Raw genomic sequence first — 13760 nt, 5'->3', positions numbered from 1 at the left:
ACCGATTGAAAAATAAAAATAAAATAATATTTCAAACTGTTAATTCGATCGCTTGACGATTTTGTGAACGTTGAATCGTAATGTGTTTTTTATTTTATTCACAAGCTGTGGATGGTTCAGGCATCGCGCGGCAGCCCTTTTTCAACCACCCGTACCAGCCGCTGCTTTTTCGGGGATTGTACTTCCACCACGCAGGCATTTCGTTTCTCAATTTGCTGCGCAATCGCCCATTCTATGTGTTCGTCGAGAAGTGGGTGCTCACCCTGCCGCTGTCGGAGCACCTGGATAATAGCCTCCTCCCACGGCGCATTGCCCAGTGCGACGGCAATATTGCGTAGCCAGCGTAAATGACCAATACGGCGAATCGCCGAACCTTCCGTGACTTTCAAGAAGTGCGCTTCATTCCAGGCGAACAGTTCAATCAGTGCGGGCGCATGCAGCGCTTTGCGCGGGCTGAAATCCTCTTCGTTGGTTAGTTGCGAGTAGCGATTCCAGGGGCAAATCAGCTGGCAATCATCACAGCCGTAGATGCGGTTACCAATCAGCGGGCGAAACGCTTCCGGGATGGCGCCTTCCAGCTCAATCGTCAGATAAGAGATGCAGCGGCGGGCGTCGACCGTATAAGGCTCAACAATGGCGCCGGTCGGGCAAATCGTCATGCAAGCCACGCAGCGCCCACAACCTTCTTCCACTGGCGAATCAACGGGTAACGGGAGATCAATCAGCAGTTCGCCAAGGAAAAAGAACGAGCCTGCATCGCGGCTGAGGATAAGTGAGTGCTTACCTGTCCAGCCCAGCCCGGCTTTTTCCGCCAGCGGACGCTCAAGAATGGGCGCAGAATCAACAAAAGGTCTAAAATTCAGCGAAGCACAATGCTGCTGGATAAGTTCTCCGAGCTTTTTGAGCCGGTTGCGCAGCAGCTTATGATAATCGCGACCCAGCGCATAACGGCTGACATAGCCCAGCGTAGGGTTTTTCAGCGTGCTGGCGAAAGCAGCCTGTGCAGGAAGGTAATTCATGCGCACGCTAATGACGCGCAGCGTGCCGGGGAGAAGCTCGTGGGGGCGGGCGCGCATCATGCCGTGGCGCGCCATCCACTCCATTTCGCCGTGATATTGTTTGTCCAGCCACGCTTGCAGCTTCGGCTCGCTGGCGCTGAGATCGATATCCGTAATACCGACCTGCTGAAAACCCAGTTCAGAGCCCCACTGTTTGATTTGTTGCGCTAAGTCATTGAGATTGAGGGGCTGTGACATGACGGACCATAGAAATGAAGAAAAACGCAGCAAGTATACCACACTCTGTCTGGCCAACAGCTGAGATGAAACGCGTGGAACGCGAGGCGGCAGACAGCCTCGGCATCACACTCTATGAACTTATGCAGCGCGCAGGCGAAGCCGCGTTTGCCGTCGCGCGGGAACAATTTCCTGACACACGTAGCTGGCTGGTGCTTTGCGGGCACGGTAATAACGGCGGCGACGGCTATGTCGTTGCGCGTTTGGCAGCAGCAGCGGGCATTGCCGTAACACTGCTGGCGCTGGAGAGTAGCAAGCCGCTGCCGGAAGAGGCTGCAACCGCGCGTCAAGCCTGGCTTGATGCAGGAGGTGTCATTCATGCCGCGGATGTCGCCTGGCCGGACGATGTCGATTTAATTATCGATGCTTTGCTTGGTACGGGGCTTGACCGCGCGCCGCGCGACGATGTCTCCGCGTTGATTGAACAAGCTAACCTACATTCCGCGCCAGTGCTGGCGCTGGATATTCCCTCCGGCCTGAATGCGCAAACCGGCACGACACCGGGTGCAGTCATTGAGGCACAGCACACCGTGACGTTTATCGCGCTTAAACCGGGCTTGCTGACCGGCAAAGCGCGTGACGTCGTCGGCCAGTTGCATCACCATGCGCTGGGGCTTGAACCCTGGCTTAACGGCCAGCAAGCGCCGTTTTCCCGTTTTGATGAGAGCCAGTTAGCGCAGTGGTTACCACCGCGCCGTCCAACAGCGCATAAAGGCGATCATGGGCGGTTGGTGATTATTGGCGGCGATCACGGCACGGCTGGCGCCATCCGTATGGCTGGTGAAGCCGCGCTACGCGCAGGTGCGGGCCTGGTTCGCGTGCTGACGCGTAGTGAGAATATCCCGCCCATTATCACTGCCCGCCCGGAACTTATGGTCCATGAACTGACGGCGGCATCGCTGGATGAAAGCCTGGAGTGGGCGGATGTGGTGGTGATAGGGCCAGGGCTTGGGCAGCAAGAGTGGGGCAAAAAAGCGCTGCAAAAAGTGGAGAATTTTCGTAAGCCGATGCTGTGGGACGCCGATGCGTTGAACCTTCTGGCAATCAATCCCGATAAACGTCACAATCGCGTACTGACGCCGCATCCCGGCGAGGCTGCGCGTTTGCTTAACTGTAGCGTGGCGGAAATTGAAAGCGATCGCTTACTTTCTGCTCAACGTCTGGTAAAACGTTACGCTGGCGTGGTGGTGCTGAAAGGTGCGGGTACAGTGGTGGCGAGCGAGGCCGGTGAGGCAGGCATTGTTGATGCCGGAAACGCCGGAATGGCGAGCGGTGGCATGGGCGACGTGCTGTCGGGCATTATTGGCGCGCTGCTCGGTCAGAAACTCAGTTTGTATGATGCGGCTTGCGCCGGATGCGTTGCGCATGGCGCAGCGGCCGACAGACGAGCGGCACAATATGGTCAGCGCGGTATGCTGGCTACCGATCTTTTTATGACGCTTTTGCGTGTTGTTAACCCGGATGTAGTTGATACAAAAGATGATTAATCGAGTTATTCCTTTACCTGACGAGCAATCGACACTGGATCTCGGCAACCGCGTGGCGCAGGCCTGCGATGGCGCGACGGTGATTTATCTGTATGGCGATCTCGGTGCGGGTAAAACCACCTTTAGCCGGGGCTTTTTGCAGGCTTTAGGCCATCACGGGAATGTCAAAAGCCCGACTTATACGCTGGTGGAGCCTTACACCCTCGATAAGCTGATGGTGTATCACTTCGATCTCTACCGCCTTGCGGACCCGGAGGAGCTGGAGTTTATGGGGATCCGCGATTATTTTGCCAACGACGCGATTTGCCTGGTCGAGTGGCCGCAACAAGGTGCGGGTGTACTGCCTGACCCGGATGTCGAAATCCATTTAGATTACCAGGCGCAGGGGCGTGAGGCGCGCATTCGTGCTGTTTCCTCATCTGGCGAGTCGTTGCTGGCGCGTATGGCCGGTTAACAGGAAGGGTGACGGGATGATCTCTCGCGTGAAAGGTTGGTTGGCGGCAGTTCTTGTGCTGGCGTGCGCTCACGTTGGCGCAGCAAGTTTAGCCGATATTCAGGTGTCCAATGGCGACAGACAGGCGCGTATCACCTTCAGTTTTATGGGCGATCCTGAGTATGCGTTCTCGCAGCAGGATAAGCGCAGCGTGGCGCTGGATATCAAACAGACCGGTGTTATTCAGGGGTTGCCGTTGCAGTTCAGCGGCAACAACTTGGTGAAAAGTATTCGCGCAGGTACGGCAAAAGATAACCAGTCGATCCGCCTGGTAGTGGATCTGACGCAGAACGGCAAAACCCGTGCGGTGAAACAGCAAAACGGCGCAGGTTATAAGGTGGTATTTACCATCGATGCTGATGTCCCACCGCCGCCGCCAGTGGTGGCGAAGCGCGTCGAGACGCCAGTTATTACCCCGCGCCCGGCGCAGCCTGGACGCAATCCGTTTAAATCAGACAATGACCGCATTACCAGCGTTACCAGCAGCAACACCGTGACGCGTCCGGCGGCGCAATCGCGCATGGTATCCGGCGACAAAGTGGTGATTGCGATTGACGCCGGGCACGGCGGCCAGGATCCTGGCGCAATTGGTTCCGGCGGTACGGAGGAGAAAAACGTCACCATCTCCATTGCCCGTAAATTGCGTGCGCTGCTGAATGACGATCCCATGTTCAAACCGGTGATGACCCGCGACGGCGACTATTTTATCTCCGTAATGGGGCGTTCCGACGTGGCGCGTAAGCAGAACGCCAACTTTCTTGTCTCGATCCATGCCGATGCTGCGCCAAACCGTGATGCTACCGGTGCGTCGGTCTGGGTGCTGTCGAACCGTCGCGCCAACAGCGAGATGGCGGGCTGGCTTGAGCAGCATGAGAAACAATCTGAATTGCTGGGCGGCGCGGGCGACATGCTGGCGAACAGCCAATCTGACCCCTACCTCAGCCAGGCGGTGCTTGATTTACAGTTCGGCCATTCTCAGCGCGTAGGTTATGATGTCGCCACGAACATACTGGGCCAGCTCCAGCGCGTGGGATCGTTACATAAACGCCGTCCGGAACATGCCAGCCTTGGCGTGCTGCGCTCGCCGGATATTCCGTCGGTACTGGTCGAAACCGGTTTTATCAGCAACAGCGGCGAAGAGCGTTTGCTGGCCAGCGATGCGTACCAGCAGCAAATCGCCGAAGCGATTTACGGTGGCCTGCGTAACTATTTTCTCGCTCATCCATTGCAATCCGCGCCGCAGGGCGGAGGTGGGCAAACAGCCAGTGCCGCAGCGCCTGCAAGCGGTCTGCTTAACTAAGGATATTTTTCATGCCGATACAGGTTCTACCGCCGCAGCTTGCGAACCAGATCGCCGCTGGCGAAGTGGTTGAACGTCCTGCGTCGGTGGTAAAAGAGCTGGTGGAAAACAGCCTTGATGCCGGAGCAACGCGTATCGATATCGATATCGAACGCGGCGGTGCGAAGCTTATTCGCATCCGTGATAATGGCTGCGGCATCAAGAAAGACGAGCTGGCGCTTGCGCTGGCTCGCCATGCCACCAGTAAAATCGCCTCGCTTGATGATCTGGAAGCGATCATCAGCCTCGGTTTTCGCGGCGAAGCGCTGGCCAGTATCAGTTCAGTCTCCCGTTTAACGCTCACTTCCCGTACCGCCGATCAGCAAGAAGCGTGGCAAGCCTACGCGGAAGGCCGCGATATGGATGTAACGGTAAAACCTGCTGCGCATCCTGTCGGCACCACGCTGGAAGTGTTGGATCTGTTCTATAACACGCCGGCGCGGCGTAAATTTATGCGTACGGAAAAAACCGAGTTTGGTCATATTGATGAAGTGATCCGTCGCATTGCACTTGCGCGTTTTGACGTCACTATCAATCTGAATCACAACGGGAAAATGGTTCGCCAGTACCGGGCAGTTGCCGAAGGTGCAGCAAAAGAGCGTCGGCTTGGCGCGATATGCGGCACGGCATTTCTGGAACAGGCGCTGGAGATTGCATGGCAGCACGGCGATTTATCTCTGCATGGCTGGGTGGCCGATCCTAAAAGCACCAGCAGCGCGTTTGCTGAAATTCAGTATTGCTACGTAAATGGTCGCATGATGCGCGACCGGTTAATTAATCACGCTATTCGGCAGGCATGTGAAGATAAGCTGGGTGCCGATCAGCAGCCTGCTTTTGTGCTTTATCTGAAAATTGACCCGCACCAGGTGGATGTGAATGTGCATCCGGCAAAACATGAAGTACGCTTCCATCAATCGCGGCTGGTGCATGATTTCATCTATCAGGGCGTATTGAGCGTGCTGCAACAGCAGCTTGAAACGCCGCGTCAACTGGAAGAGGAACCTGCGCCGCGCCCATTGCCGGAGAACCGTGTCGCAGCCGGGCGTAACCAATTTGCTGTGCCGCCCATTGCCCGGGAACCCGAAGCGCCCCGTTATTCATCACCTGCTTCCGGTGCATCACGCGGAGGCAGCGGTGCTGCGGGTCAACCGTGGCCGAATGCGCAGCCGGGGTACCAGAAACAACAGGGGGCGCTCTATCGCCAGTTGCTGGAAACGCCTGCAGCTGAACGTAAAACCGAAAGCGTCACTTCTGTTGCTCCTGCACTGGAAGGGCATTGCCAGAGTTTTGGCCGCGTGCTGACTTTGATCGCGCCGCATTTTGCCTTGCTTGAGCGTGATGGCAACCTTGCGCTATTGGCGCTGCCGGTGGCGGAACGTTGGTTGCGGCTGGCGCAACTCTCCCCGGACAATGCGCCAGTATGCGGCCAGCCGCTGCTGATCCCGGTACGTTTAAAAATCTCCACTGAGGAGAGCACGGCGCTGAAGCGTGCGCAGCCGGTGCTGGCAGGAATGGGGATTGAATTGCTGCTGGATGGCCAGCATGTGACCATTCGTGCAGTGCCTTTACCCTTGCGCCAACAAAATTTACAAATCTTGATTCCTGCTCTGATAGGCTACCTGGCGCAGCAGACAAGCATTGATGCGGTGAATATAGCCCAGTGGCTGGCTCGCCATCTGGCGAGCGATCATTCGCAATGGAGTGTGGCGCAGGCGATTACCCTGCTGGCCGACGTCGAACGGCTTTGTCCGCATCTGGTGAAGACACCTCCAGATGGTTTATTACAACCTGTAGATCTACAAACGGCGATGAACGCCCTGAAACATGAGTGAAGCGAGTAAGGCTAGCCTGCCGAAGGCAATTTTTTTGATGGGGCCGACGGCCTCCGGCAAGACTGCGTTAGCCATTGAGTTACGTAAAGTTTTGCCAGTTGAGTTGATAAGCGTTGATTCTGCCCTTATCTATCAAGGGATGAATATCGGCACCGCCAAGCCGAGCGCGGAAGAGTTACGGGCCGCACCGCACCGGTTGCTGGACATTCTCGATCCTGCGCAGGCTTATTCCGCCGCTGATTTTCGCCGCGATGCACTGGCGGCGATGCAGGAGATCACCGAAGCAGGGCGCATTCCTCTGCTGGTGGGCGGCACAATGCTCTACTTTAAAGCGCTGCTGGAAGGGTTATCGCCCCTGCCATCAGCCGATGCAAAAGTCAGAGCGGAAATAGAAAAACAGGCGGCAGAGCGTGGATGGGAAGCGTTGCATCAGCAGTTACGGGAGATTGACCCCGTTGCCGCAGCGCGGATTCATCCAAATGATCCGCAAAGGCTTTCCCGGGCACTGGAAGTTTTTTTCATTTCGGGTAAAACTTTAACGGATCTGACGCAAACGTCAGGAGACGCTCTGCCTTACCAGGTGCATCAGTTCGCCATCGCCCCGGCGAGCCGTGAACTGCTCCATCAACGGATCGAGCAGCGTTTTCATCAGATGTTAGCTTCAGGTTTTGAAGCAGAAGTGCGGGCGCTTTTTGCTCGCGGAGATTTGCATACGGATATGCCTTCCATTCGTTGTGTGGGATACCGCCAGATGTGGTCGTATCTTGAAGGTGAAATCACATACGATGAAATGGTTTATCGAGGTATTTGCGCCACGAGGCAGTTAGCCAAGCGGCAGATAACCTGGTTGCGGGGCTGGGATGGCGTTCACTGGTTAGAGAGTGAAAAGCCAGAAAAGTCTTACCGTGACGTGTTACAGGTTGTTAGTGCTATCGCAGGGTGAATGTGTACAATTAAGTCGTATCGTGCGCGAATTTTTACGCAGTTTTCAGAACCTTCGGGTTCTAAGTACAAAACAAGCATATAAGGAAAAGATAGAATGGCTAAGGGGCAATCTTTACAAGATCCGTTCCTGAACGCACTGCGTCGGGAACGTGTTCCAGTTTCAATTTATTTGGTGAATGGTATTAAGCTGCAAGGGCAAATTGAGTCTTTCGATCAGTTCGTGATTCTGTTGAAGAACACGGTCAGCCAGATGGTCTATAAGCACGCGATTTCTACTGTTGTTCCATCTCGTCCGGTTTCTCATCACAGCAACAATGCGGGCGGCGGTACCAGCAGTAACTACCATCACGGTAGCAACGCGCAGGGCTCTGCACAGCAAGACGGCGAAGAAACCGAATAAGGTTGACGGCTGATTTTCCAGATCGGGGAGCCAGTTAAGCTGTGTTCCCCGCTGGTATTTTATGAGGGTTTACGCTTGTTTGACCGTTATGACGCCGGTGAGCAGGCGGTACTGGTACACATCTATTTTTCGCAAGACAAAGATATGGAAGATCTCCAGGAGTTTGAATCTCTGGTCTCTTCCGCCGGTGTCGAAGCAATGCAGGTGATTACCGGTAGCCGTAAAGCACCGCACCCCAAGTACTTTGTTGGTGAAGGTAAAGCAGTAGAAATTGCGGATGCCGTAAAAGCAGCGGGTGCTTCCGTCGTGCTGTTTGATCATGCGCTAACCCCTGCCCAGGAACGAAACCTGGAGAGACTGTGCGAATGTCGGGTTATCGATCGCACCGGTCTGATTTTAGATATTTTTGCCCAGCGTGCGCGCACGCACGAGGGGAAATTGCAGGTTGAGCTGGCGCAGTTGCGCCATCTGGCGACGCGTCTGGTGCGTGGCTGGACCCACCTTGAACGACAAAAAGGCGGGATTGGTTTGCGCGGTCCGGGTGAAACCCAGCTCGAAACCGACCGTCGTTTGTTGCGTAATCGAATTACCCAGATCCTCTCGCGTCTTGAAAAAGTTGAGAAGCAGCGCGAGCAGGGACGCCGCTCCCGCACGAAAGCCGATATTCCAACGGTTTCGCTGGTGGGCTATACCAACGCCGGTAAATCCACGTTGTTTAACCAGATTACCGAAGCGCAAGTCTACGCGGCGGATCAGCTATTTGCGACGCTGGATCCCACGCTTCGTCGTATTGACGTAGCAGATGTCGGCGAAACCGTGCTGGCCGATACGGTTGGGTTTATTCGTCATTTGCCGCACGATCTGGTGGCCGCATTTAAAGCGACTTTGCAGGAGACGCGTCAGGCGACGCTGCTGCTGCATGTTATTGACGCCGCCGATGTGCGCGTGCAAGAGAACATTGATGCAGTGAATACTGTGCTTGAAGAGATTGAAGCACACGAGATCCCAACGCTGTTGGTGATGAACAAGATCGATATGCTGGACGATTTTGAGCCGCGTATCGACCGGGATGAAGAGAATAAACCAATTCGCGTCTGGCTCTCTGCGCAGACGGGTGTTGGCGTAGCACTGTTATTCCAGGCTTTAACAGAGCGTCTTTCCGGTGAAGTCGCGCAGCATACGTTGCGTTTACCACCGCAGGCAGGGCGTCTGAGAAGTCGGTTTTACCAGCTTCAGGCGATAGAAAAAGAGTGGATGGAAGACGATGGCAGCGTAGGTATGCAGGTGCGTATGCCGATTGTCGACTGGCGTCGACTCTGTAAACAAGAACCGGCACTCGAAGAATACATCGTTTGACCGGCAGTCTGAAGATTTTTCCCCTTTGGGGGTGCCCGCGAGGCCGGGCATACACCGCACGATATATACATATGGAGCACATACATGGCGTGGAATCAGCCCGGTAACAACGGACAGGACCGCGACCCGTGGGGAAGCAGCAAACCAGGCGGCAACTCTGAGGGAAATGGAAACAAAGGCGGTCGCGATCAGGGGCCACCTGATCTGGATGATATTTTCCGCAAACTGAGTAAAAAGCTCGGTGGCCTGGGCGGCGGTAAAAGTACTGGCGGCGCGCCTGGTTCCTCTGGCCCTCGCGGTCAGGCGGGCGGACGCATTGTCGGCATCGTTGCCGCAGCAGCCGTGATTATCTGGGCTGCAACCGGGTTCTATACCATTAAAGAAGCAGAACGCGGCGTCGTTACACGCTTCGGTAAGTTCAGCCATCTGGTTGAACCGGGTCTGAACTGGAAGCCGACCTTTATCGATAGTGTGACGGCGGTAAACGTCGAATCGGTTCGTGAACTGGCGGCTTCCGGCGTGATGCTCACTTCTGATGAAAACGTCGTGCGCGTTGAAATGAACGTGCAGTACCGCGTGACCGATCCTGAACGCTACCTGTTCAGCGTCACCAGCGCCGACGACAGCCTGCGCCAGGCAACCGACAGCGCCCTGCGCGGTGTGATCGGTAAATATTCCATGGATCGTATTCTGACCGAAGGGCGTACCGTTATTCGTAGCGATACCCAGCGTGAGCTGGAAGAGACCATTCGTCCGTACAACATGGGTATTACCCTGCTCGACGTCAACTTCCAGGCTGCGCGTCCGCCGGAAGAGGTGAAGGCCGCGTTTGACGATGCGATTGCAGCACGTGAAAACGAGCAGCAGTACATCCGTGAAGCGGAAGCCTACAGCAACGAAGTACAGCCACGTGCAAACGGCCAGGCACAGCGTATTCTCGAAGAGGCGCGCGCTTATAAGACGCAGACCGTCCTGGAAGCGCAGGGTGAAGTGGCGCGTTTCGCGAAGATCCTGCCGGAATATAAAGCCGCGCCTGAAATTACCCGCGAGCGTCTGTATATCGAAACCATGGAAAAAGTGCTGAGCCATACCCGCAAAGTGCTGGTTAACGATAAAGGTGGCAACCTGATGGTGCTGCCGCTGGATCAGATGCTGAAAGGCGGCGCGAGCGCACCTGCGGCAAAGAGTGATAGCAGTGGCGCAAACAACCTGCTGCGCCTGCCGCCTGCGTCCAACTCTGGCAGCAGTGCGAATAGCGCCCCGGCACCATCTGCCGGAGACATCATGGACCAACGCCGCGTAAACGCGCAGCGTAACGACTACCAGCGTCAGGGGGAATAACGATGCGTAAGTCAGTTATCGCGATCATCATCATCGTGCTGGTAGTGCTCTACACCTCTATTTTTGTGGTGAAGGAAGGCGAGCGCGGAATTTCGCTGCGCTTTGGTAAAGTATTGCGCGACGACGAAAATAAACCGTTGGTTTATGAGCCAGGCCTGCACTTTAAGCTGCCGTTTATCGAATCGGTTAAACTGCTTGATGCGCGTATTCAGACCATGGATAACCAGGCCGATCGCTTTGTTACTAAAGAGAAGAAAGACCTGATTGTTGACTCTTATATCAAGTGGCGCATCAGCGATTTCAGCCGTTATTACCTGGCGACTGGCGGCGGCGACGTCTCCCAGGCCGAGGTGCTGCTGAAACGTAAGTTCTCTGACCGTCTGCGTTCTGAAATTGGTCGTCTGGATGTGAAAGACATCGTTACCGATTCTCGTGGCCGTCTGACGCTTGAAGTGCGTGATGCGCTGAACTCCGGTTCTGCGGGGACGGAAGACGAAGTGGCGACGCCAGCAGCCGATGACGCCATTGCTAAAGCCGCAGAGCGCGTACAGGCTGAAACCAACGGTAAAGTCCCGGTTATCAACCCGAACAGTATGGCGGCGTTGGGTATCGAAGTGATCGACGTGCGTATCAAGCAGATCAACCTACCGGCAGAAGTGTCGGATGCGATCTACAACCGTATGCGCGCCGAGCGTGAAGCGGTAGCCCGTCGTCACCGTTCGCAGGGCCAGGAAGAAGCGGAAAAACTGCGTGCTGCCGCGGATTACGAAGTGACGAAAACGCTGGCAGAATCTGAGCGTCAGGGGCGTATCCTCCGCGGTGAAGGTGATGCTGAAGCGGCAAAACTATTTGCCGATGCCTTTAGTCAGGACCCGGATTTCTATGCCTTTATCCGTAGTCTGCGCGCATACGAAAATAGCTTTGATAGCAACCAGGACGTGATGGTGCTCAGCCCGGACAGCGATTTCTTCCGTTATATGAAAACGCCGACTTCCGCGACGCGCTAATTTGCGCCTGCGGTTTTCATGGTAAAAACCACCGCCAAAATCCGGCGGTGGTTTTGTTTTTTAAGGATTAGACATGAATTCGACAATCTGGCTCGCCCTGGCGCTGGTTTTGGTCTTTGAAGGCCTTGGTCCGATGCTTTACCCACGTGCCTGGCGGCGTATGATTGCCTCGCTGAGCCTGCTTCCGGACCATCTTTTACGTCGTTTTGGCGGTGGGCTTGTGGTTGCCGGAGTGGTGATCTACTACATGTTGAGGAAAACGATTGGCTGAGTGAAAAGTGGGCGTCTTTGGTCAATTTTGCGCGGAAAAAGTGCTGAATCTGAAAAAAAGCGGTGGTAGAATCCATTTTTAAGCAAACGGTGATTTTGAAAAATGGGTAACAACGTCGTCGTACTGGGCACCCAATGGGGTGACGAAGGTAAAGGGAAGATTGTTGATCTTCTGACTGAACGGGCTAAATATGTTGTGCGCTACCAGGGCGGTCACAACGCAGGCCATACTCTCGTAATCAACGGTGAAAAAACCGTCCTCCATCTTATTCCATCAGGCATTCTTCGCGAAAACGTCACCAGCATTATCGGTAACGGCGTTGTGCTGTCTCCGGCGGCGCTGATGAAAGAGATGAAAGAACTGGAAGACCGTGGTATCCCGGTTCGTGAACGTCTGCTGCTTTCCGAAGCATGCCCGTTAATCCTTGATTATCACGTTGCACTCGACGTTGCGCGTGAAAAAGCGCGCGGCGCGAAAGCTATCGGCACCACCGGCCGCGGCATCGGCCCGGCTTACGAAGATAAAGTGGCTCGTCGCGGTCTGCGCGTGGGCGATCTGTTCGATAAAGCGACTTTCGCTGACAAACTGAAAGAAGTGATGGAATATCACAACTTCCAGCTGGTGAACTTCTACAAAGTGGAAGCCGTTGACTACCAGAAAGTGCTGGATGATGTGATGGCGATTGCCGACATCCTGACTGCGATGGTTGTGGATGTTTCCGACCTGCTGGGTCAGGCGCATCAACGTGGTGATTTCGTCATGTTTGAAGGCGCGCAGGGTACACTGCTGGATATCGATCACGGCACCTATCCGTACGTAACCTCTTCCAACACCACGGCTGGCGGCGTCGCTACCGGTTCTGGTCTTGGCCCGCGTTACGTTGATTACGTGCTGGGTATTATCAAAGCATACTCCACGCGTGTGGGCGCCGGTCCGTTCCCGACCGAGCTGTTCGACGATATTGGCGAGTTCCTGTGCAAACAGGGTAACGAATACGGTGCTACTACCGGCCGTCGCCGCCGTACCGGCTGGCTGGACGCGGTTGCGGTGCGCCGCGCCGTGCAGATCAACTCCCTCTCTGGTTTCTGCCTGACCAAGCTGGACGTGCTGGATGGCCTGAAAGAGGTGAAAATCTGCGTTGCTTACCGTATGCCGGATGGCCGCGAAGTGGCGACCACGCCGCTGGCTGCTGACAACTGGGAAGGTATCGAACCGATTTACGAAACCATGCCTGGCTGGTCTGAGTCTACTTTTGGTGTGAAAGATCGCAGCGGCCTGCCGCAGGCGGCGCTGAATTACATCAAACGTATTGAAGAACTTACTGGTGTGCCGATTGATATTATCTCAACTGGCCCGGATCGTACTGAAACCATGATCCTGCGCGATCCGTTCGACGCGTAATGTTGTTCCGGGGCGCGTTTTGCGCGTCCCGTCTCCTCGCTTTTTTTACCCTTCTGTTCAAATAAATTAGCGGCATGACGAGTGGCTGGTTTATCATCAATAGAGTCAATACCTGCGGGTATCTCATCTTTTCCTATTTACTGAGGTTGATGTGCAGTTAACGAGTTTTACCGATTACGGTTTACGCGCCCTGATCTATATGGCATCGCTACCCGATGGAAAAATGACCAGTATTACTGAAGTCACAGAAACATATGGCGTATCCCGTAATCATATGGTCAAAATAATCAACCAGTTAAGTCGTGAAGGCTATGTCGCGGCCGTAAGAGGGAAAAACGGTGGGATTCGGCTGGGGAAACCCGCGCAGGACATCCGCATTGGTGATGTCGTCCGTTCGCTGGAGCCGCTTGCGCTGGTCAATTGCAGCAGCGAATTTTGCCATATCACCACTGCATGTCGCCTGAAAAAGGCGCTTGCCAAAGCCGTGCAAAGTTTTCTCAAGGAGCTGGATAACTACACGTTGGCCGATTTGGTTGAAGAGAATCAACCGCTTTACAAATTATTGCTGGTGGAATGACGCAAATTTCCGCCAG

13 protein-coding genes are annotated in these 13760 nt (G+C 54.9%); 12 read left to right on the top strand and 1 reads right to left on the bottom strand.

Annotated elements, in window-relative coordinates:
* Positions 1 to 116: 116 nt before the first annotated feature.
* The gene (gene queG / locus AWR26_RS23265; RefSeq protein WP_064568706.1) at positions 117 to 1256 is read right to left on the bottom strand and encodes a tRNA epoxyqueuosine(34) reductase QueG; all 1140 of its coding nucleotides are present in this window, start codon (positions 1254 to 1256) and stop codon (positions 117 to 119) included.
* A 14-nt stretch (positions 1257 to 1270) separates the two neighbouring features.
* Here queG and nnr point away from each other — a divergent pair, with 14 nt between their 5' ends.
* From nnr to nsrR, 12 genes are all read left to right on the top strand, one after another.
* A complete protein-coding gene (gene nnr, locus AWR26_RS23260) occupies positions 1271 to 2782 on the top strand; it encodes a bifunctional ADP-dependent NAD(P)H-hydrate dehydratase/NAD(P)H-hydrate epimerase (RefSeq protein WP_064568705.1) in 1512 nt (503 codons plus the stop codon).
* Positions 2775 to 3236, top strand: a complete 462-nt coding sequence (tsaE, locus tag AWR26_RS23255) for a tRNA (adenosine(37)-N6)-threonylcarbamoyltransferase complex ATPase subunit type 1 TsaE (RefSeq protein WP_007372735.1) — start codon at positions 2775 to 2777, stop codon at positions 3234 to 3236. The genes nnr and tsaE overlap by 8 nt, the downstream gene beginning before the upstream one ends.
* Before the next feature lie 16 nt (positions 3237 to 3252).
* Positions 3253 to 4575, top strand: a complete 1323-nt coding sequence (amiB, locus tag AWR26_RS23250; RefSeq protein ID WP_064568704.1) for an N-acetylmuramoyl-L-alanine amidase AmiB — start codon at positions 3253 to 3255, stop codon at positions 4573 to 4575.
* An 11-nt stretch (positions 4576 to 4586) separates the two neighbouring features.
* On the top strand, positions 4587 to 6446 hold the full coding sequence (gene mutL / locus AWR26_RS23245; RefSeq protein ID WP_064568703.1) for a DNA mismatch repair endonuclease MutL: 1860 nt from the start codon (positions 4587 to 4589) through the stop codon (positions 6444 to 6446).
* A complete protein-coding gene (gene miaA / locus AWR26_RS23240) occupies positions 6439 to 7389 on the top strand; it encodes a tRNA (adenosine(37)-N6)-dimethylallyltransferase MiaA (protein ID WP_043955464.1) in 951 nt (316 codons plus the stop codon). The genes mutL and miaA overlap by 8 nt, the downstream gene beginning before the upstream one ends.
* A gap of 96 nt (positions 7390 to 7485) precedes the next feature.
* Complete coding sequence (gene hfq, locus AWR26_RS23235; RefSeq protein WP_007372739.1) at positions 7486 to 7791, top strand: RNA chaperone Hfq; 306 nt, start codon at positions 7486 to 7488, stop codon at positions 7789 to 7791.
* A 75-nt stretch (positions 7792 to 7866) separates the two neighbouring features.
* Positions 7867 to 9147 (top strand): ribosome rescue GTPase HflX, encoded by a 1281-nt coding sequence (gene hflX / locus AWR26_RS23230; protein WP_064568702.1) that lies wholly within the window; start codon positions 7867 to 7869, stop codon positions 9145 to 9147.
* An 84-nt stretch (positions 9148 to 9231) separates the two neighbouring features.
* Complete coding sequence (hflK, locus tag AWR26_RS23225; RefSeq protein ID WP_064568701.1) at positions 9232 to 10488, top strand: FtsH protease activity modulator HflK; 1257 nt, start codon at positions 9232 to 9234, stop codon at positions 10486 to 10488.
* A gap of 2 nt (positions 10489 to 10490) precedes the next feature.
* The gene (hflC, locus tag AWR26_RS23220) at positions 10491 to 11495 is read left to right on the top strand and encodes a protease modulator HflC (protein ID WP_007372742.1); all 1005 of its coding nucleotides are present in this window, start codon (positions 10491 to 10493) and stop codon (positions 11493 to 11495) included.
* Positions 11496 to 11568: 73 nt separating this feature from the next.
* Positions 11569 to 11766: a DUF2065 domain-containing protein gene (locus AWR26_RS23215; RefSeq protein ID WP_035886960.1), complete on the top strand. Its 198-nt coding sequence runs from the start codon at positions 11569 to 11571 to the stop codon at positions 11764 to 11766.
* Positions 11767 to 11868: 102 nt separating this feature from the next.
* The gene (gene purA / locus AWR26_RS23210; RefSeq protein WP_043955460.1) at positions 11869 to 13167 is read left to right on the top strand and encodes an adenylosuccinate synthase; all 1299 of its coding nucleotides are present in this window, start codon (positions 11869 to 11871) and stop codon (positions 13165 to 13167) included.
* A gap of 151 nt (positions 13168 to 13318) precedes the next feature.
* On the top strand, positions 13319 to 13744 hold the full coding sequence (nsrR, locus tag AWR26_RS23205; RefSeq protein ID WP_043955458.1) for a nitric oxide-sensing transcriptional repressor NsrR: 426 nt from the start codon (positions 13319 to 13321) through the stop codon (positions 13742 to 13744).
* The last annotated feature ends 16 nt before the right edge of the window (positions 13745 to 13760 follow it).

Origin of the sequence: Kosakonia oryzae (genome assembly GCF_001658025.2) — a bacterium.
GTDB lineage: Bacteria > Pseudomonadota > Gammaproteobacteria > Enterobacterales > Enterobacteriaceae > Kosakonia > Kosakonia oryzae.
This window is presented reverse-complemented; position numbering and strand designations above follow the sequence as displayed.